The organism is Saccharopolyspora sp. NPDC000359 (genome assembly GCF_040300525.1).
Taxonomy (GTDB): domain Bacteria; phylum Actinomycetota; class Actinomycetes; order Mycobacteriales; family Pseudonocardiaceae; genus Saccharopolyspora.
This window is the reverse complement of the sequence record NZ_JBEPDU010000019.1, coordinates 16,328-39,713: the sequence shown is the minus strand read 5'-3', so window position 1 is coordinate 39,713 and position 23,386 is coordinate 16,328. Positions and strand designations below refer to the sequence as shown.

At 73.0% G+C, this 23,386-nt stretch carries 19 protein-coding genes; 10 read left to right on the top strand and 9 right to left on the bottom strand.

What is annotated here, in order from left to right; genetic code table 11:
- Window positions 1-109: 109 nt before the first annotated feature.
- Complete coding sequence (locus ABT324_RS14655) at window positions 110-1,339, top strand: MFS transporter (protein ID WP_351176350.1); 1,230 nt, start codon at window positions 110-112, stop codon at window positions 1,337-1,339.
- 98 nt (window positions 1,340-1,437) lie between these two features.
- Here ABT324_RS14655 and acnA read toward each other — a convergent pair whose 3' ends face one another.
- Window positions 1,438-4,254, bottom strand: coding sequence for an aconitate hydratase AcnA (acnA, locus tag ABT324_RS14650; RefSeq protein ID WP_351176348.1), 2,817 nt, complete (start codon window positions 4,252-4,254; stop codon window positions 1,438-1,440).
- A 254-nt stretch (window positions 4,255-4,508) separates the two neighbouring features.
- Here acnA and ABT324_RS14645 point away from each other — a divergent pair, with 254 nt between their 5' ends.
- Entirely contained in the window at window positions 4,509-5,441 is a 933-nt protein-coding gene (locus ABT324_RS14645) for an EamA family transporter (protein ID WP_351176346.1), read from the top strand.
- A 34-nt stretch (window positions 5,442-5,475) separates the two neighbouring features.
- Here the strand turns inward: ABT324_RS14645 and ABT324_RS14640 are convergent, their stop codons facing one another.
- From ABT324_RS14640 to ABT324_RS14610, 7 genes are read right to left on the bottom strand one after another with little or no spacing between them, the layout of a single operon-like run.
- On the bottom strand, window positions 5,476-6,156 hold the full coding sequence (locus ABT324_RS14640) for a sirohydrochlorin chelatase (protein ID WP_351176344.1): 681 nt from the start codon (window positions 6,154-6,156) through the stop codon (window positions 5,476-5,478).
- The gene (locus ABT324_RS14635; RefSeq protein WP_351176342.1) at window positions 6,141-7,277 is read right to left on the bottom strand and encodes a uroporphyrinogen-III synthase; all 1,137 of its coding nucleotides are present in this window, start codon (window positions 7,275-7,277) and stop codon (window positions 6,141-6,143) included. Before ABT324_RS14635 ends, ABT324_RS14640 begins: the two co-directional genes overlap by 16 nt.
- Window positions 7,274-7,600, bottom strand: coding sequence for a nitrite reductase small subunit NirD (gene nirD, locus ABT324_RS14630; RefSeq protein ID WP_351176340.1), 327 nt, complete (start codon window positions 7,598-7,600; stop codon window positions 7,274-7,276). Before nirD ends, ABT324_RS14635 begins: the two co-directional genes overlap by 4 nt.
- On the bottom strand, window positions 7,597-10,116 hold the full coding sequence (nirB, locus tag ABT324_RS14625; protein WP_351176338.1) for a nitrite reductase large subunit NirB: 2,520 nt from the start codon (window positions 10,114-10,116) through the stop codon (window positions 7,597-7,599). The genes nirD and nirB overlap by 4 nt, the downstream gene beginning before the upstream one ends.
- Window positions 10,113-11,498, bottom strand: coding sequence for an FAD-dependent oxidoreductase (locus ABT324_RS14620; RefSeq protein ID WP_351176336.1), 1,386 nt, complete (start codon window positions 11,496-11,498; stop codon window positions 10,113-10,115). The genes nirB and ABT324_RS14620 overlap by 4 nt, the downstream gene beginning before the upstream one ends.
- A complete protein-coding gene (locus tag ABT324_RS14615) occupies window positions 11,495-13,570 on the bottom strand; it encodes a molybdopterin oxidoreductase family protein (protein WP_351176334.1) in 2,076 nt (691 codons plus the stop codon). Before ABT324_RS14615 ends, ABT324_RS14620 begins: the two co-directional genes overlap by 4 nt.
- Window positions 13,563-14,951 carry a nitrate/nitrite transporter gene (locus ABT324_RS14610; protein WP_351176332.1) on the bottom strand — a complete coding sequence of 463 codons (1,389 nt, stop codon included), beginning with the start codon at window positions 14,949-14,951 and terminating at the stop codon, window positions 13,563-13,565. Before ABT324_RS14610 ends, ABT324_RS14615 begins: the two co-directional genes overlap by 8 nt.
- Window positions 14,952-15,123: 172 nt before the next feature.
- Between ABT324_RS14610 and ABT324_RS14605 the strand changes: the two genes are divergently transcribed.
- The 8 genes from ABT324_RS14605 (at window position 15,124) to ABT324_RS14570 (ending at window position 22,899) form a co-directional block, all read left to right on the top strand.
- A complete protein-coding gene (locus tag ABT324_RS14605) occupies window positions 15,124-15,945 on the top strand; it encodes an SIR2 family NAD-dependent protein deacylase (RefSeq protein ID WP_351176330.1) in 822 nt (273 codons plus the stop codon).
- A gap of 216 nt (window positions 15,946-16,161) precedes the next feature.
- Window positions 16,162-17,451 (top strand): NlpC/P60 family protein, encoded by a 1,290-nt coding sequence (locus ABT324_RS14600; protein ID WP_351176328.1) that lies wholly within the window; start codon window positions 16,162-16,164, stop codon window positions 17,449-17,451.
- Between the two features lie 126 nt (window positions 17,452-17,577).
- A complete protein-coding gene (gene mobA, locus ABT324_RS14595) occupies window positions 17,578-18,138 on the top strand; it encodes a molybdenum cofactor guanylyltransferase (RefSeq protein ID WP_351176326.1) in 561 nt (186 codons plus the stop codon).
- Between the two features lie 227 nt (window positions 18,139-18,365).
- Window positions 18,366-19,493, top strand: coding sequence for an AAA family ATPase (locus tag ABT324_RS14590; protein ID WP_502949740.1), 1,128 nt, complete (start codon window positions 18,366-18,368; stop codon window positions 19,491-19,493).
- Between the two features lie 83 nt (window positions 19,494-19,576).
- Entirely contained in the window at window positions 19,577-20,458 is an 882-nt protein-coding gene (locus tag ABT324_RS14585) for a DUF58 domain-containing protein (RefSeq protein ID WP_351176545.1), read from the top strand.
- Between the two features lie 2 nt (window positions 20,459-20,460).
- The gene (locus ABT324_RS14580) at window positions 20,461-21,441 is read left to right on the top strand and encodes a VWA domain-containing protein (RefSeq protein WP_351176542.1); all 981 of its coding nucleotides are present in this window, start codon (window positions 20,461-20,463) and stop codon (window positions 21,439-21,441) included.
- A gap of 106 nt (window positions 21,442-21,547) precedes the next feature.
- Window positions 21,548-22,144, top strand: a complete 597-nt coding sequence (locus ABT324_RS14575) for a class I SAM-dependent methyltransferase (protein WP_351176324.1) — start codon at window positions 21,548-21,550, stop codon at window positions 22,142-22,144.
- Between the two features lie 65 nt (window positions 22,145-22,209).
- Window positions 22,210-22,899 carry an MgtC/SapB family protein gene (locus tag ABT324_RS14570; RefSeq protein WP_351176539.1) on the top strand — a complete coding sequence of 230 codons (690 nt, stop codon included), beginning with the start codon at window positions 22,210-22,212 and terminating at the stop codon, window positions 22,897-22,899.
- Window positions 22,900-22,985: 86 nt separating this feature from the next.
- On the opposite strand, the gene trxA is transcribed toward ABT324_RS14570, so the two are convergent.
- Window positions 22,986-23,339 (bottom strand): thioredoxin, encoded by a 354-nt coding sequence (trxA, locus tag ABT324_RS14565; RefSeq protein WP_351176322.1) that lies wholly within the window; start codon window positions 23,337-23,339, stop codon window positions 22,986-22,988.
- Window positions 23,340-23,386 lie beyond the last annotated feature (47 nt).

Sequence of the window (23,386 nt, the reverse complement as noted above, 5' to 3'; positions counted from 1 at the left end):
GGTGTCCGCGGGTGATGGCCGGGAACAGCGGTGGTCCCGGCCGGTCCGCCGCGCGTGCGGCGAGGTCCCGGGAGCACCCGGTGACCTTCGTCGCCGTCCAGGAGAAGTGATGACCGCTGAACGACAACGCGCGGCCGTGGCCGAGCCGCTGGGGGAGTACGGGCGCAGAGCGGTGTTCGCCTCGTCGGTCGGCTACGCCCTCGACGGGTTCGACCTGCTGATCCTCAGCTTCGCGCTCGGCGGCATCACCGCTGACCTGCAGCTGTCCGACCCGCAGGCCGGTTCGCTGACGACGATCACCCTGCTCGGCGCGGTGACCGGTGGTTTCGCGTTCGGGGTGCTCAGCGACCGCTTCGGCCGGGTCCGGGTGCTGACCTGGTCGGTGCTGGTGTTCGCCGTGTTCACCGGGCTGTCCGCGCTCGCGGTCGGGTTCGCCGACCTCGCGGCCTACCGGTTCGCCGCCGGTGTCGGGATCGGCGGGGAGTTCGGCATCGGCATGACGCTGGCGGCAGAGGCCGTGCCCGCGCGGCTGCGGGCCCGGGCGACGTCCTGGGTGGGCGTCGGCTTCCAGCTCGGCGTGCTCGCCGCGGCCCTGGTGTCGCCGTGGGTCATCGGTGCGTTCGGCTGGCGGGGGCTGTTCGTCGTCGGCGCGCTCCCGGCGGTCTTCGCGGTCGTGCTGCGCAAGCGCCTGCGCGAGTCGCCGAAGTTCCTGGCGGGCAACGCTGATCCGGCGCCGCGCCCGAGCCCGGTGCGGCTGCTGCTGGCCGATGCCCGGACGGTGCGGACCAGCCTCGCGCTGGTCGTGCTGACCACGGTGCAGAACTTCGGCTACTTCGGGATCATGACCTGGCTGCCGACCTACCTGTCCGAGCAGTTCGGCTACAGCCTGACCAAGTCCTCGCTGTGGACCGCGGTGACGGTGGTGGGCATGCTCGTCGGCGCCGTGGCGTTCGGGCACCTCGCGGACCAGATCGGCCGCCGCCGGACGTTCTGGACCTTCCAGCTGGGCGCGGCGGCCTCGGTGCTGGTCTACAGCCAGCTGTCCACACCGGCGGCGCTGCTGGTCGGTGGTGCGGTGATGGGCGCGTTCGCCAACGGCATGATCGGTGGCTACGGCGCGCTGATGGCCGAGCTCTACCCGACGGAAGCGCGGGCCACGGCGCAGAACGTGCTGTTCAACATCGGCCGCGGGCTGGGCGGGTTCGCCCCGGTGGTGATCGCGCTGGTCGCCTCCGCGCAGGGCTTCCCGTTCGCCTTGGCCCTGCTGTCGGCGATCTACCTCCTGGCCTTCGCCGCGATGTTCGCCATCCCCGAGCGCCGTGGTGCGGAACTGGCCTAGGGGCCGCCGGAACTTCTGCCCTCAAACAGGAACGGGCCCGGTGCGCTTGTGGCGCACCGGGCCCGTTCAGCTACTGCACCCGCCGGGTCGGCGAGGGATCAGGAGCGGATCATCTTGCGCAGCACGTACTGCAGGATGCCGCCGTTGCGGTAGTAGTCCGCCTCACCGGGGGTGTCGATGCGGACCTTGGCGTCGAACTCCACCTTGGAGCCGTCGGCCTTGGTCGCGGTCACCTGCACCGCCTCCGGGGTCTCGCCCTCGTTGAGCTTGGTGATCCCGGCGAAGTCGTAGGTCTCCGTGCCGTCCAGGCCCAGCGACCCGGCCGACTGGCCCTCCGGGAACTGCAGCGGGATGACGCCCATGCCGATCAGGTTCGAGCGGTGGATGCGCTCGAAGGACTCGGCGATGACGGCGCGGACCCCGAGCAGGCGGGTGCCCTTGGCCGCCCAGTCGCGGGACGAGCCGGAGCCGTACTCCTTGCCGCCGAGCACCACCAGCGGGGTGCCCTGCGCGGCGTAGTTCTGCGCGGCGTCGTAGATGAACGCCTGCGGGCCGCCCTCCTGGGTGAAGTCCCGGGTGTAGCCGCCCTGCACGTCGTCCAGCAACAGGTTGCGCAGCCGGATGTTGGCGAAGGTGCCCCGGATCATCACCTCGTGGTTGCCACGGCGGGAACCGTAGGAGTTGAAGTCCTTGCGGTCGATGCCGTGGTCGGTGAGGTACTTGCCCGCCGGCGAGTCCGGCTTGATCGCACCGGCCGGGGAGATGTGGTCGGTGGTGACCGAGTCGCCGAGCAGGGCCAGCACGCGGGCACCGGAGATGTCGGTGACCGGCGCGGGCTCCATCGCCATGCCCTCGAAGTACGGGGGCTTGCGCACGTAGGTGGACTCCGCGTCCCACTCGAAGGTCTGGCCCTCCGGGGTGGGCAGCGACCGCCAGCGCTCGTCACCCTTGAAGACGTCCTCGTAGGACTTGGTGAACATCTCGTTGGTGATCGCCGAGTCGATGACGTCCTGGACCTCCTGCGGCGATGGCCAGATGTCGCGCAGGTAGACCGGCTTGCCCTCGGTGTCGGTGCCCAGCGGGTCGTTCTCGAAGTCGAAGTCCATCGAGCCCGCCAGCGCGTAGGCGATGACCAGCGGCGGCGAGGCCAGGTAGTTCATCTTGACGTCGGGGTTGATCCGGCCCTCGAAGTTCCGGTTGCCCGACAGCACCGAGACCACCGACAGGTCGTTGTCCTGCACCGCGGCGGAGATCTCCTCCGGCAGCGGGCCGGAGTTGCCGATGCAGGTGGTGCAGCCGTAGCCGACCAGGTGGAAGCCCAGCTTCTCCAGGTACGGCCAGAGCCCGGCCTTCTCGTAGTAGTCGGTGACGACCTGCGAGCCCGGGGCCATCGAGGTCTTCACCCACGGCTTGCGGGTCAGGCCCCGGTCCACGGCGTTGCGGGCCAGCAGCGCCGCGCCCAGCATCACCGACGGGTTGGAGGTGTTGGTGCAGGAGGTGATCGAGGCGATCACCACGGCGCCGTGGTCGAGCTCGAACTCGCCCAGCTCCTCGGAGGAGACCTTGACCGGCTTGGAGACCCGGCCCTTCGAGCCGTTGGCGGCGGAGAAGACCTGCGGCGCGGCCTCGCTGTGGGACACCGCGGGGGCGTCGCTGGCCGGGAAGGACTCCTTGCCCGCCTCGTCGAGCGCGTTGTCGTCGGCGTTCTCGACCTTGGCGTAGTCGGTCAGCGCGGTGCGGAACGCCTGCTTGGCCTCGGAGACCACGATCCGGTCCTGCGGGCGCTTCGGGCCGGCGATGGACGGGACCACGGTGGACAGGTCCAGCTCGAGGTACTCGGAGTACTCGGGCTCGTGGTCCGGGTCGTGCCAGAGGCCCTGCTCCTTGGCGTAGGCCTCGACCAGCGCGACCTGCTCGGCCGGGCGGCCGGTGAGCTTGAGGTAGCGGACGGTCTCCTCGTCGATCGGGAAGATCGCCGCGGTGGAGCCGAACTCCGGGCTCATGTTGCCGATGGTGGCGCGGTTGGCCAGCGGCACCGAGGCGACACCGGAGCCGTAGAACTCGACGAACTTGCCGACGACGCCGTGCTTGCGCAGCATCTCGGTGATGGTGAGCACCACGTCGGTGGCGGTGGCACCGGCCGGGATCTCACCGGTGAGCTTGAAGCCGACCACGCGCGGGATCAGCATCGACACCGGCTGGCCGAGCATCGCGGCCTCGGCCTCGATGCCGCCGACGCCCCAGCCCAGCACGCCCAGGCCGTTGACCATGGTGGTGTGCGAGTCGGTGCCGACGCAGCTGTCCGGGTAGGCCTGGCCGTTGCGGGACATCACGGTGCGGGCCAGGTGCTCGATGTTGACCTGGTGCACGATGCCGGTGCCGGGCGGGACGACCTTGAACTCGTCGAAGGCGCCCTGGCCCCAGCGCAGGAACTGGTAGCGCTCCTTGTTGCGGCCGTACTCGAACTCGACGTTGCGCTCGAAGGCGTCCGGCTTGCCGAACACGTCGATGATCACCGAGTGGTCGATGACCAGCTCGGCCGGGGCCAGCGGGTTGACCTTGGAGGTGTCGCCGCCGAGGTCGGCGACGGCCTCGCGCATGGTGGCGAGGTCGACCACGCACGGCACACCGGTGAAGTCCTGCATGATCACCCGCGCCGGGGTGAACTGGATCTCGGTGGACGGCTCGGCCTTGGCATCCCAACCGGCCAGCGCGCGCACGTGGTCGGCGGTGATGTTAGCGCCGTCCTCGGTGCGCAGCAGGTTTTCCAGGAGGATCTTGAGGCTGTAGGGCAGCCGCTGGGCCCCGTCGACGGCGCTGAGTCGGAACACCTCGTAAGAGGCGTCACCGACGTTCAGCGTGCCGCGGGCGCCGAAGCTGTCCTTGCTCGCAGGTGCAGTCACGTTCAACTCCATCTCGCGACGGGCGCAAGTTCGGGAACGATTGCGAGTCTCGCGCACGTCGGCCGAGCGTGCGCGCAGAACCCGCTCTCACTTCACTGTTAACAGTACGCTTGTCCTGTATTGGCCCTCAACCAAGGGTAGGCAAACTCTCGATCACATGTACCACTCCGTGCAAAACCGTCGATTTTCCGGGTCTTCCCAGGGATTGGGACGCCGGTACCGGAATCGACTTCTGGGCGGCCGGGAACGCGTGCTTCGATGGTGCGGTGCGCAACCTGACCAGCAGTGCCAAGTCCGCCGGGGTGGCGGTCGCGATCGTCTCCGCGTTCTGCTTCGGCGGCTCGGGCCCGTTCGCGAAACCACTGATCACCGCGGGGTTCAGCCCGCTGCAGGTGGCGTGGCTGCGGTTGGCCGGGGGCGCGCTGCTGATGCTGCCGTTCGCGCTGCGGCACGCCGCGGCGGTGCGTCGGGTGCCCAAGCTGCTCGTCGGCTACGGGCTGTTCGCCATCGCCGGGGTGCAGGTCTTCTACTTCGCCTCGATCGCCCGCGTGCCGGTCGGGGTGGCGTTGCTGATCGAGTTCCTGGGGCCGGTGCTGGTGCTGGGCTGGATCCGGTTCGTGCGGCGGCGGCCGGTGAGCCGCTCGGCCGCGATCGGGGTCGCGATCGCGGTGGTCGGCCTGGCCTGCGTGGTCGAGCTGTGGTCCGGGCTGAGCTTCGACCCGGTCGGCCTGCTGCTGGCGCTGGGCGCCGCGGGCTGCCAGGCCGCGTACTTCCTGCTCTCCGACAGCGGCCCGGAGGTCGACCCGTTCGCCCTCGCCGGGTTCGGGCTGCTGCTCGGCGCGGGGGTGGTCACCCTGATCGCGCAGCCGTGGGAGCTGGACTGGGCGCTGCTGCTCGGCGACGTCGAGATGGCCGGGCACCAGTTCCCGGCGCTGGTGGCGGTGGCGTGGATCGTCGTGCTCAGCACGGTGCTGGCCTACCTGACCGGCATCGTCGCGGTCCGCCGGTTGTCGCCGCAGGTGGCGGGGGCGGTGGCGTTCCTGGAGCCGGTCGTGGCCACCGTGCTGGCCTGGGCGCTGCTGTCCGAGGCGCTGGGGCCGGTCCAGCTGCTGGGCGGTGCGCTGATCCTCGCCGGTGCCTACGTCGCCCAGCGCTCGGCACCGGCGAGGACTCAAGCCTCGGAGCTGGCGGGGGTGTAGCCGGGCCTGTCCGCTGTGGACCGCGCAGTGCTCCTCAGGCCGCGGGCACCGCGCGCCGGGCCTGCCGGTAGCGGCGCGCGACGAGCTCCACCACGGCGGGGTGGCAGCCGATCGGTTCGGCGACCCCGGCAACCGGCAGCTCCGCGAGCCGCCGGTGGAACAGCCCCGGGGCCAGCAGGTACGGGGCGACGAAGTCGCCGGGACCGCAGACCTCGGCGGTGGCCGGGGCGGCGGTGCTGACGTAGCTCGGGGTCAACCACTGCTCGCAGCGTCGGCCCAGCAGGTGCGCCGCCGCGCGCACGTCGGCCAGCGCGCGCTCGTCGGAGGACCCGGCGGCGGCGAACGCGATCCCGGCGCCAGGGCGCCACCCGGCCGCGAGCAACCGCTCCCGCATCACCTCGGCCAGTTCCGGAGCTGGTCCCAGCGCCGCGCCGACGGCCACGTCCGCCCGCCCGGTGGCGCCGATCTGCTCGGGCAGGTCGGTGCGCACGTGGTACCCGGCGGCCAGGAACGCGGGCAGCACGACCACCGGTCCGTCGATGCCGCCCAGCGCCTCGGCCACCGTCGGCCCGATGACGTCGACGTACCCCACGTGCACCGGGACCTCGAGGTGCTCGGCCGCGGCGGCGGCCAGCCGGTCGACCACCCGGGGCCCGGCCGGGTCGCGGGTGCCGTGGGCGACCAGTAGCAGCGGCGGGTTCACGGTCGGGCGCATCGCGGGTCGTCCCCCACCGGTTCCAGCGGCAGCCGGTAGCCGCGCTTGATCACGGTCTGCACGAGTTCGGGCGCCCCGAGCGCCGCCCGCAGGCGGGCCACCGCCTGCTCCACGGCGTGTTCGTCGGCCGAGCCCCCGGCGCGGCGCAGCGCCTCGGCCAGCTCCGGCCGCGCCACCACGCGCCCCGGCCGCTCGGCCAGCACTCCCAGCAGCGTCCGGCCCTGCGGGGAGAGCGGCCGGACCTCCCCGTCCACCACGGCGGCGTGCCCGCGCACCTGCAGCTGCCGACCAGCCACCGGCAGCGTCGGCGCCCCGCCGGGCAGCGCGTCGCACAGCGAACCCACCAGCGCACCCAGGCGGAACCGCTGGGGGATCACCGCGGGCACGCCGTGGTCGGCCAGCGGCGCGTGCGCCACCGGACCGACGCAGGCGACCAGCACCGGACCGCGCAACGCCGCCAGCAGGTCGTCCCGGCACCGCCGCTCGGCGGCCAGCGCCAGCAGGCTGGCGGCGGCGGGCGCGCTGGTGAAGGTCACCGCGTCGACCTCCAGCGCGCACACCGACCGCAGCAGGTCCTCCAGGGGTCCGAGGTCGGCGGGCGCGGTCCAGCGGTAGACCGGGACCTCGACCACCTCCGCCCCGGCGAAGCGCAGCGCGTCGACGAAGTCCGGCAGTGGCTGCCCGTGCAGCTGCACCGCGACCCGCACCCCCGCTAGGTCCTGCTCCAGCAGGTGCGCCAGCAGTTCCGCGGATGACTCCGAGGGCGGCGACCACGGGTCGGGCAGCCCGGCGGCGTGCACCGCCCCGCGCGCCTTCGGGCCGCGCGCCAGCAGCTGCGCCGGGCGCAGCGCGTCGAGCAGTTCCGCGCCGATGCCCCACCCGTCGGCCGCCTCGACCCAGCCGCGGAACCCGATGCCGGTGGTGGCCACCACCACGTCCGGCGGTGCGTCCAGGCAGCTGCGGGTGACCCGCCGCAGCTCGACGTCGTCGGCCAGCGGGAGGATCCGCAGCGCCGGACCGTGCAGGACCCGGGCGCCGCGGCTGGCCAGCAGCGACCCGAGTTCGTCAGCCCGCCGCGCCGCGGTGACCGCGACCGTGTACCCAGCGAGTTCGTCGGTCAAGGAAGCGCGACCTCCACCACGTCCCCCGCCCCGCGGCGCACCCGGTAGACCGGCAGCCGCGTCGCAGGGTCGTCCAGGCACTGCCCGGTGCGCAGCGAGAAGACCTGCTTGAGCATCGGGGAGGCCACGGTCGGCTCGCCGCCGCGATCGCCCACGATGCCGCGGCTGATCACCCCGGCCCCGCAGAACGGGTCGACGTTGCCGACCGCGAAAAGCTCGTCGTCGTGGGTGCGGAACACCGCCACCGGCCGGTCCTGCACCAGCGCGGGCACCCCGCACTCGGGCGGCAGCAGGTCGAGTGCGCAGATCCGTTGCCAGGTCACCTGGAAACCTCCTGGGTTGCGAGGGCGGGCATCGGCAGCGCCACCGGGCCGGGCCGGATCTGCCCGCGCTCCCGCACGAAGCGGATAGTCGGGTCCGGTGCCTCCGGGGCGTTGACGAAGGAGACGAAGCGGGCCAGCTTGGCCGGGTCGGCCAGCACCCCGGCCCACTCGTCGGAGTAGTTGTCCACGTGGCGCCGCATGGCCGCCTCCAGCTCCGCGGCGATGCCCAGCGAGTCCTCGACGACGACCTCGCGCAGGTGCTCCAGCCCGCCCTCCAGCGACTCCAGCCAGGCCGAGGTGCGCTGCAGCCGGTCGGCGGTGCGCACGTAGAACATCAGGAACCGGTCGATGAGCTGGACCAGCCGCTCGTCGTCGAGGTCGGCGGCCAGCAGCTCGGCGTGCCGCGGGGCGAATCCGCCGTTGCCGCCGACGTAGAGGTTCCAGCCCTTGTCGGTGGCGATCACGCCGAAGTCCTTGCCGCGCGCCTCGGCGCACTCGCGGGCGCACCCGGACACCCCGGCCTTGATCTTGTGCGGTGCCCGCAGCCCCCGGTAGCGCAGCTCCAGCCGGATCGCCATGGCCACCGAGTCCTGCACGCCGTAGCGGCACCAGTCGTCGCCGACGCAGGACTTCACCGTGCGCAGCGCCTTGCCGTAGGCGTGGCCGGACTCGAACCCGGCGTCGACCAGCCGCCGCCAAATCAGCGGCAGCTGCTCCACCCGCGCGCCGAACAGGTCGATGCGCTGCCCGCCGGTGATCTTGGTGTAGAGGCCGAACTCCTTGGCCACCTCGCCCAGCACGATCAGCTTGTCCGGGGTGATCTCTCCGCCGGGCACCCGGGGCACCACCGAGTAGGTGCCGTTGCGCTGCATGTTGGCCAGGAACCGGTCGTTGGTGTCCTGCAGCCCGGCCTGCTCGCCGTCGAGGATGTGCCCGTGGCCGAGGCTGGCCAGGATGGAGGCGACGGCGGGCTTGCAGATGTCGCACCCGCGTCCGCTGCCGTGCCGGCCGACCAGCTCGGAGAACGAGCCGATCCCGGTGGCCTGGACGATCTCGAACAGCTCGCCGCGCGACTGCGGGAAGTGCTCGCACAGCGCCTTGGAGGTCGCCACCCCGCACTCGCCGAGCAGGTCCCTCAGCATCGGCACGCACGAACCGCAGCTGGTCCCGGCCTTGGTGCAGGCCTTGATGCCCGGCACGTCGGTGAGCCCCTGCTCGCCGATGGCATTGGTGATGTCCTGCTTGGTCACGTTGTTGCAGGAGCAGACCGTGGCGTCGGCGGGCAGGGCACCGGCGTCCACCCCGGACCCGGCGGGCAGCAGCAGCTGCTCGGGTGGCGCGGGCAGCTCGCGGTCCACCAGCGGCCGCAGCACCGAGTACGCGCTGGCATCACCGACGAGGACGCCACCGAGCAGCACCCGCGCGTCGTCGCTGAGCACGAGCTTGGCGTAGGTGCCCGCCGCGTTGTTGGCGTAGACGACCTCCAGCGCGCCCTCGGTCCGGCCGTGCGCGTCACCGAAGCTGGCGACGTCGACGCCGAGCAGCTTGAGCTTGGTGGACAGGTCCGCGCCGGGGAACGCGCCACCGCCGCGCTCCAGCAGCTGCTCGGCGACCCCCTCGGCCATGCTGTAGCCGGGTGCGACCAGCCCGTAGCAGCGGCCCTGCACGGCGGCGCACTCGCCGATGGCCCAGATGCGGTCGTCGCTGGTGCGGCAGAACTCGTCGACCAGGATGCCGCCGCGCTCGGCCCGGTCCAGCCCGGCGACCTCGGCCAGCTCGTCGCGCGGCCGGACCCCGGCGGAGAACACCACGAGGTCGGTGTCGATCACGGTGCCGTCGGCCAGCGTGACCGCGCGGACCCGGCCGTCGCCGTCGATGGACTGGGTCGCCGCCCCGCAGTGCACGGTCAGCCCGAGGTCGCCGACCAACCGCCCGAGCACCTGCCCGCCGCCCTCGTCGACCTGCAGCGGCATCAACCGCGGCGCCATCTCCACGACGTGCGCGCGCATGCCCAGCAGCCGCAGGGCGTTCGCCGCCTCCAGGCCGAGCAGGCCACCGCCGATGACGACGCCGGGGGCACCTCCGGTGGCCGCGTCCCGGATCGCGTCGAGGTCTTCGATGGTGCGGTAGGCGAAGCAGCCGTCCAGGTCGTGGCCGGGCACCGGCGGCACGAACGGCCGCGATCCGGTGGCCAGCACCAGCGCGTCGTAGCCCAGCACCGAACCGTCCGATGTGGACACCGTGCGGGCGGCCCGGTCGACGCCGGTCGCGGCGGTGCCCAGCCGCAGCTCGACCAGCGGGTCCGCCAGCAGCTCGTGGCTGGCCAGGCCCAGGTCCTCGGCGCTCTTGCCGTCCAAGTAGGACGACAGCGCCACCCGGTCGTAAGCGGGGCGCGGTTCCTCGCCGAGCACGACGATCCGCCAAGCCCCGGCGGTGTCGCGCTCGCGGAGCACCTCGACCAGTCGGTGGCCGACCATCCCGTGGCCGACGACGACGAGCGTGCGGGTGGGGGTCATGCGGCGCCCTCCTCTTGGTGTTCTGCGCGTTGGGCGAGGGTTGTGCAGAGACGTGCGACTTCGTCGACGCAGCCACCGCAGCCCGTGGTCGCTCGCGTGGCACGGGCCAGGTCTGGTACCGAGCGGGCACCGCCCTGCCAGGCGGTGGTCAGGGACTCCTTGGTGACGTTGTTGCAGCGGCAGAGCACCGCTTCGTCGGGGAGCTCGACCGGGGCTTCGGGCACCGCGGTCGGGGTGCCCAGCAGCAGTGCCAGGCGGTCGGCGGGCACCGCCAGGTCGCGGTCGTGCAGCTGGGTGACCGAGGCGATCGCCTCCGGGAAGCCGAACAGCACCGCGCCGGTGATCCGCTCGTCGCGCAGCGCCAGCTTGGCGTAGCGGCCCCGGGCGGGGTCGGAGAGCGTGACGACCTCGGCCTCGCCGCTGTCCAGCGCGCTGACCGAGCCGAGCGAGACCAGGTCGATGCCGCGCGCCTTGAGCCGGGTGACCGCGCGGGTGCCCAGGTAGCGGACGGCACCGCCGCTGAGCAGCTCCGCGAGCACCTCGGCCTGCTCCCACGCCGAAGAGATCAACCCGGGGGTGGCGTCGTCGTGCTCGGCGCAGTCGCCGATGGCGTGGACGTGCGGATCGCTGGTGCGCAGCTGGTCGTCCACCACGACCCCGCGCCGCACCGACAACCCAGCCCGCACCGCCAGCGCGGTTTCCGGCACCACCCCGGTGCAGGCGATCACCAGCCGGGCGGGGACCACTTCGCTGCTGTCCAGGATCAACCGGCCCGGCCGGTAGGCGGTCGCGGTACGTCCCAGGCGGAGTTCGACGCCGAGCTTGCTGAGCCGCTCGGCGAGCAGCCGCGCGCCCGCCGGGTCCAGCTGCCGGTCCATCAGGTGCGGATGCGGGTGCACGAGCGTCACCCCGTGTCCGCGTGCCAGCAGCGCCCGCGCTGCTTCGACCCCGAGCACCCCGCCACCCAGCACCGCCAGCGGCCCCGAGGCACCCCCGATCCGCTCGCAGTCGGCCAGGGTGCGCAGCGGCTGGATCCGGTCCTCCCGCAGCCCGGTGATCTCGGGCAGCAGTGCGCGGGACCCGGTGGCCAGCACCAGGACGTCGTAGGGGTGATGTTCGCCGGTGTCGGTGCACACGACCCGGCGGTCGCGGTCGATGCCGGTCGCGGTGACCCGCAGCCGGACCTCGGCGTCCACCTCGGGCAGCCGCACGGACTCGGCGGGCAGCGAGCGCTCCAGAACCGACCCCAGCAGGACCCGGTTGTACGCGGGGTGCCGCTCGGCGCCGAGTACCGTGATCGGCCCGGTGTGGCCGTGCGCCCGCAGCCGCTCCACCAACCGGTGCGCGGCCGGGCCGTTGCCGACGATGACGATCCGCCTCACCGCGCTGCCACCTCCCGCGCCGGTTCGACCCGCACCGCGCTGACCTTGAACTCCGGCATCCGGCTGCGCGGGTCGAGCGCGTCGCCGGTGAGCAGGTTCGCCCGCCCCGCGCCGGGGAAGTGGAACGGCAGAAACACCGTGTCGGTGCGCATCGTGGCCACCACCCGCACCCGCGCCAGCGTGCTGCCGCGCGGCGAGGTCACCCGCGCCAGCGCGCCGTCGGCGAGCCCGGCGCGGTCGGCGGTGTCCGGGTGGATCTCCACGAACGCCTCCGGCGCGGCCTCGTCGAGCTCGGCCACCCGCCGGGTCTGCGCCCCGGACTGGTACTGCGCGAGCACCCGCCCGGTGGTGGCGGTCAGCGGGAACGTCCCCTGTGGACCCTCCGCGGGATCGCGGTGCTCGACGGCGGCGAAGCGGGCCAGTCCGTCGGGGTGGGCGAAGGCGTCCAGGAACAGCCGGGGCGTGCCGGGGTGCTCCTCGTCCGGGCACGGCCAGTGCAGTGCTTCTCCGGCGTCGAGCCGCTCGTAGCTGATCCCGGCGTAGTCGGCCTTGCCTCCGGCGGAGGCGCGGCGCAGCTCCTCGAAGACCTCCCGCGGGCGGGTGGGGTAGCGGTGGCCGGGTTCGCCCAGCCGCACCGCCAGGCCGTGCAGGACCTCCAGGTCGCTGCGCGCGTGACCGGGCGGCACCAGCAGCCGGTGCCGCCGCAGGACCCGGCCTTCGAGGTTGGTCATGGTGCCTTCCTCCTCGGCCCACTGCGTGACCGGCAGCACCACGTCGGCCAGCTGCGCGGTCTCCGACGGCACGAAGTCGGCCACCACCAGCAGGTCCAAAGCGGACAACCGCTGCACCACGTGCGCGGCGTTGGGCGCCGAGACCACCGGGTTGGAGCCGAAGACCAGCAACGCACGGGGCCCGTCCGCGGTGCCGAGGGCGTCCAGCAGCTCGTAGGCGCTGCGCCCCGGACCCGGCAGCACCTCGGGCGGCACACCCCACACCCCGGCCACGTGCTCCCGCGCGGCCGGGTCGTTGATCACGCGGTAACCGGGCAGCTGGTCGGCCTTCTGGCCGTGCTCGCGACCGCCCTGCCCGTTGCCCTGCCCGGTCAGGCAGCCGCAACCGCGACCGGGACGGCCCGGCAGGCCCAGCGCGAGGGCCAGGTTGATGAACCCGGCGACGGTGTCGACGCCCTTGCTGTGCTGCTCCGCGCCGCGACCGGTGAGCACGTACGCGCTCGCCGCCTCGGCCAGCATCCGCACCGCCTGCCGCTGCGCGGTCACCGGAACCCCGGTGGTGCGCTCGACGCGCTCCGGCCACCAGCTCGTCGCCCGCTGCCAGGCCGCGTCGAAGCCGGTGGTGCGGGTGCGCACGTAGTCCTGGTCCACCCAGCCGTCCACCACCGCGACGTGCAGCAGGCCCAGCACCAGCGCCAGGTCGGTGCCGGGAGCGGGCTGCAGGTGCAGCGCGGCCCGCTCGGCGGTGGCGGTGCGGCGCGGGTCGATCACCACCAGCTGCGCGGACCGCAGGTGCTGCATCAGCGGCGGCATCGTCTCAGCGGGGTTGGCCCCGGCCAGCAGGACCACGTCGGCGCCACCGAGGTCGGTGACCGGGAACGGCAGCCCGCGGTCCACCCCGAACGCGGCAACGCCCGCCACCGCGGCCGAGGACATGCAGAACCGGCCGTTGTAGTCGATCTGGCTGGTGCCCAGCGCGAGCCGCGCGAACTTGCCCAGCAGGTAGGCCTTCTCGTTGGTCAGCCCACCGCCGCCGAACACCCCGGCGGAGTCCGGCCCGTGCTCGGCGCGGAGCCGCCGCAGGCCGTCGGCGACGACGTCGAGGGCGGTGTCCCAGTCGACCGGGGTGAGCACGCCGTCCTTGCGCACCAGCGGGTTCCGCAGCCGGTCCGGCACGTCCAGCAGGGCCGGTGCGGTCCAGCCCTTCTGGCACAGCCCGCCCCGGTTGACCGGGAAGTCCGCGGGCCGCACCGACACCCCGCGCCGCTCACGGGTCAGGTGGGTGCCGCACTGCAGGGCGCAGTAGGGGCAGTGGGTGGCGACGGTTCGCAGCTCAGGCACGGGCGGCCTCCGCCCTCGACGGCGCGGGCTGCGGTGCCGGGGTGCTCCTGAGCGCACCCCGCAGGTAGACCGTCCAAGTGACGAGCGCGCAGAGCAGGTAGTAGCCGAGGAACACCGCCAGCGCCGCGTCGCCGTTGGCCGCCTCGCTGCCGTAGGAGGCGCGGAAGGCCATGTTGATACCCACCCCGCCGAGCGCGCCGACCGCCCCGGCGATACCGATGACCGCGCCGGACAACCGGCGGGCCCGGGCGAAGGCCACCACGGCCTCGCCACCGCCGGTCACCTCGTCCTCGGCTTCCCGGGCGAAGATCGCCGGAATCACCTTGTAGGTGGAGCCGTTGCCGATCCCGGTCAGCACGAACAGCGCGGTGAACGCCGCGAGGTAACCCGCGAAGGAACCCGCCGACGAGGCCAGCAGCAGCGCCGCGGTACCCGCGGCCATGCCGGCGAACGCCCACAGCGTCACCCGGCCGCCGCCCAGCCGGTCGGACATCCAGCCGCCGACCGGGCGCGACACCGACCCCAGCAGCGGCCCCAGGAACGTCCAGCTGGCCGCCTGCAGCGGGGTGGCACCGAACTCGGTCTGCAGCACCAGGCCGAAGGCGGAGCTGTAGCCGATGAACGAGCCGAACGTGCCGATGTAGAGCACGGAGATCCACCAGGTGTGCTTGTTCGCGGCCGCCTCCCGCAGCGCGCCGGGCCGCGCCCGCACCGCGTCCACGTTGTCCATGAACAGCGCCGCGCACACCGCGGCCACCACGATCAGCGGCAGGTAGATCGCGGCCACGTAGGCCGGGCTGGTGCTGCCCGCGGCGGCGATCACCAGCAGGCCGACGACCTGCACCGCCGCCACGCCCAGGTTGCCGCCCCCGGCGTTGAGCCCCAGCGCCCAGCCCTGGTGGCGCTGCGGGAAGAAGGTCGTGATGTTGGTCATCGACGAGGAGAAGTTCCCGCCGCCGACCCCGGCGGTGGCGCCGATGAGCAGGAACACCCACAGCGGTGTGCCCGGCTGCTGCACGAAGTAGCAGGCCAGCGCGGCGGGCACCAGCAGCACCGCCGAGCTGAGGACCGTCCAGTTGCGGCCGCCGAAGCGGGTCACCGCCGCGGCGTAGGGCAACCGCAGCACCGCGCCCACCAGGTTCGGCGTGACCACCAGCAGGAACTTCTCGGCGGCGGTGAACGGCAGGCCGATCTCCGGTGACATGAACAGCACCAGCACCGACCAGATGCTCCAGACGGAGAAGCCGATGTGCTCCGAGAGGATCGAGAAGATCAGGTTGCGCCGCGCCACGCGCCTGCCGGTGGCGGCCCAGAACCGCTCGTCCTCGGGGTTCCAGCCCTCGATCCAGCGGCCGCTGCGGGTAGGTGCTCTCGCGGTCAACTCGGCTCCTTCCGTCGGTTGCTCCGAACGTAGGAACCTGGTGTTTCCGCCGGGCTCGCGCGGCGTTACCGGAGTGCAAACCAGCCTTCACGCGGCCGGGTCCGCGCGGTGTGAGCAGGTGGGAGCCAGGGGGATCGCGCAGCGGCCCAGGGGTTCGTGGGACCGTGTAGGCGTGGTGCGAGGAAGCGTGGGCGACCAGCAGCGGGCCCGAGAGCTGTTCGGCGGGGCACGCCGGGTCACCGCCCTGACCGGGGCTGGGGTGTCCACGGCGTCCGGCATCCCCGACTTCCGCGGCCCCAACGGGGTGTGGACGAAGAACCCGGCGGCCCAGCGCCTCAGCGACATCGACAGCTACGTGGCCGACCCGCAGGTGCGCGAGCAGGCCTGGCGCGGCCGCGCCGAGCACCCGGCCTGGACCGCTGAGCCCAACGCCGCGCACCGCGCGTTCGTCGACTTGGACCGCTCCGGGCGGCTCCGCGCGCTGCTGACGCAGAACATCGACGAGCTGCACCAGCGCGCCGGTCTGGACCCCGACCGGGTGGTGGAGCTGCACGGCACGATCTTTCAGGTGGTGTGCCTGGGCTGCGGCGCGGTCGGCCCGATGCGCGCGGCGCTGGAGCGGGTCGCCGCCGGGGAAGTCGACCCGCCCTGCCGGTCCTGCGGCGGCATTCTCAAGTCGGCCACCGTCTCCTTCGGGCAGTCCCTGGACCCCGAAGTGGTCCGGGCCGCGCAGCGCGCCGCGCTGGACTGCGACCTGTTCGTCGCGGCGGGCACCTCGCTGACGGTCCACCCGGCGGCGGGGCTTGCCGAACTGGCCGTCAAGGCCGGTGCCGAGCTGGTCATCTGCAACGCCGAGCCCACGCCCTACGACGAGCTGGCCGCCGCGGTGCTGCGCGAGCCCCTGGTCGAGGTGCTGCCCGAGCTGGTCTCGGCCCCGCTCACCGAACCGCCCCGCCCGCTGCGCACCTGGGGCGACCCGACCACCTGGTCCTGAGCGGGCTTCACCCGAGCTGATCATCCTTCGATTCCACCGGTTGGGATTTCATGTAACCCGTGTGGTTGATGTTGCGCATGTCGTGCTTGTTCCCAGTGGTGTGGTAGGGACGCGAGTGGCAAGGTTCTAGGCCGTCGTGTGACTCCATTCAGCCCAACGAATGACCGCTGAATGGGTGCAACAGCGGAGGTGACGGTCGTGCCGAGAAGTCGAAGCGTGCGTGGAACCGGCGCCCTCGCGATGCTCGTCGCCCTCGGGTTGGCGACACCAGGGCTGGGCCTGGCCGTGCCGCCACCACCGCCGAACCCCAGCGACGCCGAGCTCCAGGCCGGTCGGCAGCAGTCGCAGCAGGCGGCCGGGCGGGTCGGGGAGCTGGCGAACCGGCTGGCCGAGGCGGAGGCCGAGCTGATCGACCTGCAGGCGCGGGTAGAGGTCTCGATGGAGGACGCGAACAAGGCGCGCGTCGACCTCAAGCGCGCGGAGGGCGCCTACGCCGAGGCCCGCCGGACCGCGGAGGCGGCCGGGGTCGAGGCCAACGTCGCCGGTCAGCGCATCGAGCAGCACCGGCAGCGGCTGGACCGGTTCGTGGCGGGCAGCTACCGGCAGGGCAGCCAGATCGGCTCGGCGACGGCGTTCGTCGGCTCCCGGGACCCGCAGGACGTGCTCGACCGGGCGCTGTTCCTGGACGTGATCAGCAGGTCCGAGCTCGACGTCCTGGACGACCTGGAACGCGCCCGGGTGGAGAAGGTCAACAAGGACTCGCTGGCCCGCGCGGCGCTCGAGGAGGCCGAGGCCAAGCGGCGGGCCGCCGACGAGGCGCGCCGCGCGGCCGAGCGGGCCGAGCAGGCGGCTGTGGCCGCCCAGGCCACCCAAGCCGGTCAGGCCCGGCAGTTGGAGGCCGACCAGGCCCGGGTCGAGGCGCAGCTGGCCGAAGCGCGGTCGCACGTGTCCGGCCTGGAGCAGCAGCGCGGCCAGTACCAGGACTGGCTGGCGGCCAAGGAACGCGAAGAAGCCGCCGCCGCAGCGGCCGCGGCGCAGTCGACGAGCTCCTCGGCCCCGGCCAGGCCCACCGCCCCGGCCAGCGGCCGGTCGGTCGAGGTGGTGGTCAACCGGGCGCTGTCCCAGCTGGGCGTGCAGTACGCCTGGGGCGGCGGCAACTCGCGCGGGCCGACCCGGGGCATCCGCGACGGGGGAGTGGCCGACTCCTACGGCGACTACGCCAAGGTCGGCTTCGACTGCTCGGGGCTGATGATCTACGCCTTCGCCGGTGCGGGCGTCTCGCTCGACCACTACAGCGGCTACCAGTACCAGTCCGGGCGGCGGGTGCCGCTGTCGCAGATGCGCCGCGGCGACATGCTGTTCTGGCAGACCGGCGGCCGGGTCCACCACGTCGCGCTCTACCTGGGCGGCGGCCGCATGGTGGAGGCCCCGTACTCGGGTTCCCAGGTCCGGGTGACCTCGGTCCGCTACGGCGGCATCGCCCCGTACGCGGTCCGCGTGCTCTGACCCGGCCGGGAACCGTTGGCGGTCCTACCGAGCCCTCTTCGGCGGTGCGGACCGGGGTGGCCGACCTGGCCAGCGGTTCCCCGGCCCGGGTGGTGCGGCGGTGCGGGCGGCTGGAAGCATCGCGGTGTGGCGGAATTCGCGGCTGTGGTGCTGGCCGGTGGTCGGGCGCGTCGGCTGGGCGGGGTCGACAAGGTCCTCCTGCCGGTCGGTGGCCGGACCCTGCTGGACCGCACCCTGGACGCGGTCGCCGCCGCCGATCCGCTGGTCGTGGTCGGGCCGCCGCGCGCAACGGCTCGACCGGTGCGCTGGACCGCGGAGGACCCGCCGGACGGCGGCCCGCTCGCCGGGCTCAAGGCAGGACTCGCGCTGCTCCCGGCGGAAACCCGCGTCGTCGCGGTGCTCGCCGGGGACCACCCGCACCTGACCCCGGCCACGACCGCCCGGCTGCTCGCCGCACTGCGCACGAGTTCTGCCGGGGCGGTGCTCACCGACTCCGACAACCGTCCGCAGTGGCTGGTGGGGGTGTGGCGCGTGGCCGCGCTGCGGGAGGCCATGCCCGCCGAGGTCCGCGACCGCCCGCTCCGCGCGGTCCTGGCCCCGCTCGCCCCGGTGCACGTCCCGGCGGTCGAGTCCGAAGCATCCGATGTGGACACCCCGGAGGACCTCCGGGAGGCCCGCGCCAGGTGAGCTGCCCGCTACCCGGGGACCGGAGGCGGCACACCTGGTACATCAACGAGATCGATGAGTTCAGTGTGGAGTGAAATCAATCCGCCGGTCGGTCGCTTTACCGGGGCCATACCGGCTGTGGGGTTGGGTGGGGTGGGCGCAGTGCCCCCGCGCGGTCGCGCGGCGGGGGCGTGCCAGGATCTTGATCGGCCGGGAACGGCCGGATCGACGACAGGAGGCTGGGAGAAGTGACCGAGGCCGGCAACGGTGAGAGCGGGGGCGCCGGAGCCGCGGCGGCGCGTCCGGCGGACCAGGTGAGCACCCCGGCGCGTGACGCGCAGCTGCTGGAACGCACCGTGTTCGAGGTCAAGCGGGTGATCGTCGGCCAGGACCGGCTCGTGGAGCGGGTGCTGACCGGGCTGCTGGCCAAGGGGCACATCCTGCTGGAAGGCGTGCCCGGCGTGGCCAAGACCCTCGCGGTGGAGACCTTCGCGCGGGTCGTCGGCGGCAGCTTCTCGCGCCTGCAGTTCACCCCCGACCTGGTGCCCGCGGACATCCTCGGCACCCGCATCTACCGGCAGGGCAGCGAGCGCTTCGACGTCGAGCTCGGCCCGGTGCTGGCCAACTTCGTGCTGGCCGACGAGATCAACCGTGCTCCGGCGAAGGTCCAGTCGGCACTGCTGGAGGTGATGGCCGAGCGGCACGTCTCCATCGGCGGCCAGAGCTTCCCGATGCCCGCCCCCTTCCTGGTGCTGGCCACCCAGAACCCGATCGAGAACGAAGGGGTCTACCCGCTGCCGGAGGCGCAGCGCGACCGCTTCCTGTTCAAGCTCCCGGTCGAGTACCCCTCCGCGGAGGAGGAGCGGGAGATCATCTACCGGATGGGCGTGGCCGCCCCGGAGCCCAACCCGGTGCTCAACCCGGACGAGCTGATCCGGCTGCAGAAGGTGGCCGCCTCGGTGTTCGTGCACCACGCGCTGGTCGACTACGTGGTGCGCCTGGTGGTGGCCACCCGGCTGCCCAACGAGCACGGGCTCTCCGACATCGCGGGCTGGGTGTCCTACGGCGCCTCGCCGCGCGCGAGCCTCGGCATCATCGCCGCCGCGCGGGCCCTGGCGCTGGTGCGCGGCCGCGACTACGTCCTGCCGCAGGACGTGGTGGACGTGGTGCCGGACGTGCTGCGGCACCGGTTGGTGCTGTCCTACGACGCGCTGGCCGACGGCATCCCCGTGGAGCACATCGTCAACCGGGTGCTGCAGACCGTGCCGCTGCCGCAGGTCTCGGCCCGCCCGCAGTCCGGCCCGCCCGCGCCCGCCCCGGTCGGCGGTCCTGGTGGCTACGGCCAGCCGCCGCACGCGCCGAACCCGCACCAGTGAGGAGCCAGGGCGTGTCGGCAACCGCTCAACCCACGGGTGGGGACCGCCCGAGCTGGGCGCCCCCGGCGCTGGAAACCGGGCGGATGGAAGCGGCACTGAAGTCGCTGGAGCTGAGCGTGCGGGGCCGGTTGGACGGTCTGCTGCAGGGCAACCACCTGGGGCTGGTGCCCGGTCCGGGCACCGAACCGGGGGAGGCGCGGGTCTACCAGCCCGGCGACGACGTCCGGCGGATGGACTGGGCGGTCACCGCCCGCACCGCCGAGCCGCACATCCGGCAGACCGTCGCCGACCGGGAGCTGGAGACCTGGGTGGCGATGGACCTCTCCCCGAGCCTGGACTTCGGTTCGGCGGCCTGTGACAAGCGGGAGCTGGCCATCGCGGCGCTGGCCGCGGTGGTGCACCTGACCAGCGGCGGCGGCAACCGCATCGGCGCGGTGCTGGACAACGGCACCGGCCCGGTGCGGCTCCCGGCGCGCGGCGGCGCGGCGCACGCGCGGGCGCTGCTGCGCAAGGTCGCCGGGAGCCCGCGCGCCGAGGAGGGCACCCGCGGTGACCTCACCCAGCTGCTGGAGTCCCTGCGCCGCCCGCCGCGGCGCCGCGGGCTCGCGGTGGTGGTCTCGGACTTCCTGGGCCCGACGGACTGGCAGCGCGCGTTGCGGGGCCTGGGTGCCCGGCACTCGCTGCTGGCCGTGGAGGTGCTGGACCCGCGGGACCTGGAGCTGCCCGACGTGGGCACGGTGCTGCTGTCGGACCCGGAGACCGGCAAGCAGCGGGAGGTGCACACCACCCCGGTGCTGCGCAAGGAGTTCGCCGCGGCTGCCGCGGCGCACCGCGAGGAGGTCGCGGCGGTGCTGCGGCGCGCGGGCTGCGCGCACCTGGTGTTGCGGACGGATTCGGACTGGATCGCCGACGTCGTGCGGTTCGTGGTGGCCCGCAAGCGCGGTTGGTCCGGAGGAGCTGCTTGATGTTGAGTTTGTCGGGATTCGCCACGCCGTGGTGGTTCCTGCTGCTGTTCGTGGTCGCGGCGCTGGTCGCGGGCTACCTGTGGGCGATGCGGCGCCGTCGCCGGGACACGATGCGGTTCAGCAACCTGGAGGTGCTGGACCGGGTCGCCGCCCGGCAGCAGGGCTGGTGGAAGCACGTGCCCCCGGCGCTGCTCGGGGTGGCGCTGATCATGCTCACGGTGGCGCTGATGGGCCCCACCGCGGAGCAGCGCATCCCGCGCAACCGGGCCACCGTGATGCTGACCATCGACGTCTCGCTGTCGATGAAGGCCAAGGACGTCGAGCCGAGCCGGTTGGAGGCGGCGAAGGTCGCCGCCAAGGAGTTCGCGGACAACCTCACCCCGGGCATCAACCTCGGGGTGGTGTCGTTCGCGGGTACCGCGACCGTGCTGGTGATGCCCACGACCGACCGGGCGGGTGTCAAGCAGGCCATCGACAGCCTCAAGCTGGCCGAGGCCACCGCCACCGGCGACGGGATCAACGCCTCCATGCAGGCGATCGACTCCTTCGGCAAGATGGTCGGCGGTCCGGCCGGGGCGCCGCCCGCGCGGATCGTGCTGATGGCCGACGGCGGCCAGACGATCCCGCGCGACATGGACGCCCCGCGCGGCGCCTACACCAAGGCGAAGGAGGCGCGGCAGGCCGGCGTCCCGATCTCCACCATCTCCTTCGGCACCCGGCACGGCAGCATCGAGATCCAGGGCCAGCAGGAGTTGGTCGAGGTCGACGACGAGGCCATGCAGGAGATCGCCAAGCTCTCCGGCGGGGAGTTCCACAAGGCGGCCAGCGCCGAGCAGCTCCGCGAGGTCTACGCCACGCTGGGCGAGCAGATCGGCTACGAGACCAAGCACACCGACGCCAGCAAGCCGTGGTTGGTGCTGGGCACGCTCACCGCGATCGTCGCTTCCGGCGTCTCGATGTTCACCGGGCGGCGGCTGCCGTGAGCAACTGTTGGTGCCGTGTTGCGCCGGTGGTCACCTGATCGCACCTCGGGTGCCGACCGGTTCCGCGATGCTCGGCCGGGCACGCGGGGTCGGGAGGCGATCAGGAGTGGCACGGCTGAGCACGGCAGCGGGTTTCCTGTGGGAGTTCGTCAAGGCGCCGACCACGACCGCCGCGGTGGGGCCCAGCTCGCGGGCGCTCGCCGAGCAGGTGGTGGCGCCGGTCCCGCACCGCGGTGATCCGGTGGTGGTCGAGCTCGGACCCGGCACCGGCGCCTTCACGGAGGTGCTCCAGCGCCGCCTCGGCGGGCGCGGGCGCCACCTGGCGCTGGAGCTCAACTCGCGGTGGGCCGCGCAGCTGGGGGAGCGGTTCCCCGCTGTGGACTCGGTGTGCGCCGACGCCCGCGAGCTCCCGGTGCTGCTGCGCGAGCGCGGGCTGCGGGCCGATGTCGTGGTGAGCGGGCTGCCCTGGGCGGCGCACGTGGCAGTCGACGGGGTCCCGCTGGTCCGGCTGGTCGCGGAGTCGCTGGCACCGGGTGGGGCGTTCACGCAGTTCGCCTACACCTGGACGCGGTGGGCGCCCCCGGCGCGTAGGCAGCTCGCGGACCTGCGCGCGGAGTTCGAGGAGACGGTGGTCAGCCGGACGGTGTGGCGCAACCTGCCGCCCGCGGTGGTCTACCTGGCGCGGCGGCCGCGGCGATCGTGACCCGGCCCCGGCGGTGTTAGGTTCCAGGGGTGTCGTCGGATGCGGTGGTGACCGGGCTCGCCGAGATGCCGCTGCTGGTCGAGCTGGGGACGGCGCTGCTGCTCTCCAGCCTGATCGGGTTGGAGCGGGAGATCCGCGCCAAAAGCGCCGGGTTGCGCACGCACGCCCTGGTGGGGGTCGGTGCGGCGCTGTTCATGCTGGTGTCCAAGTACGGCTTCGGCGACCTGCTGGTGTTCGACCGGGTTTCGTTCGACCCGTCCCGGGTGGCCGCGCAGATCATCTCCGGCATCGGGTTCATCGGCGGTGGGCTGATCTTCGTGCGCCGCGACGCGGTGCGCGGGCTGACCACGGCGGCCACCGTGTGGGTGGTCGCCGCGGTGGGGATGGCCTGCGGCAGCGGCCTGGTGGTGCTGGCCGCGGCGACCACGGCGGTGCACTTCCTGGTGGTGGTGGGCTACCCGCGGTTGCTGCGCCTGCTGCGCAAGTCGTTGCGGGAGCCGCAGGTGCTCCGGGTCGGCTACCTCGACGGCCACGGGGTGCTGCGCAGCGTCATGACCCTGTGCACCAGTCGCGGCTGGACGGTGGTGGACCTCGAGGTGGAGCGCGAGGACACCGACGACGAGCAGCAGCGCACCGCGATGGTGGTGCTGCGGTTGAAGGGCAAGGCCCCGGTCTCGGCACTGGTCGAGGAGGTCAGCGCGTTGCCGGGCGTGCTGCACGCCGCGACGGGGGAGATGTTCGAGCCGGGGTTCTGAGGGTGTGCCGTCCGCGGGAGTCGTGAGCGGCGATGGTGGTTCTTGCGACCATCAGCGCTCACGACCGCGTGGTGGACGGCCTCGGCTCACTCGCTGACGCTCTGGCGAACCTCGTCCATGTCCAGGCCGCGGGCCTGGCCGACCAGGTCCTCGAAGACGTTCTCCGGCAGCGCGCCCGCCTGCTGGAAGACCAGCACGTTGTCCCGGATGACGGCCAGCGTCGGGATGGACTGGACGTTGAACGCACCGGCCAGCTCCGGCTGGGCCTCGGTGTCGACCTTGGCGAAGACGATGTCCTCGTGCTTGTCGGAGCTGCGCTCGAAGACCGGGGCGAACTGCCGGCACGGGCCGCACCAGGACGCCCAGAAGTCGATGATCACGAAGCTGTCGTCGGTGACGACCTCCTCGAAGTTGTCCTTGGTGAGCTCGACCGTTGCCATCTGCGTTCCTCCTGAGGTTGGGTACCGGGACAACGCGGTGCGCCGCC

Coding starts and splice junctions, on each gene's coding strand:
- trxA (WP_351176322.1), bottom strand. CDS start 23,339: ATGGCAACGGTCGAGCTCACCAAGGACAACTTCGAGGAGGTCGTCACC.
- ABT324_RS14640 (WP_351176344.1), bottom strand. CDS start 6,156: ATGCGCCCGACCGTGAACCCGCCGCTGCTACTGGTCGCCCACGGCACC.
- ABT324_RS14585 (WP_351176545.1), top strand. CDS start 19,577: ATGGAAGCGGCACTGAAGTCGCTGGAGCTGAGCGTGCGGGGCCGGTTG.
- ABT324_RS14655 (WP_351176350.1), top strand. CDS start 110: ATGACCGCTGAACGACAACGCGCGGCCGTGGCCGAGCCGCTGGGGGAG.
- nirB (WP_351176338.1), bottom strand. CDS start 10,116: ATGACCCCCACCCGCACGCTCGTCGTCGTCGGCCACGGGATGGTCGGC.
- ABT324_RS14570 (WP_351176539.1), top strand. CDS start 22,210: ATGCCGCTGCTGGTCGAGCTGGGGACGGCGCTGCTGCTCTCCAGCCTG.
- acnA (WP_351176348.1), bottom strand. CDS start 4,254: ATGGAGTTGAACGTGACTGCACCTGCGAGCAAGGACAGCTTCGGCGCC.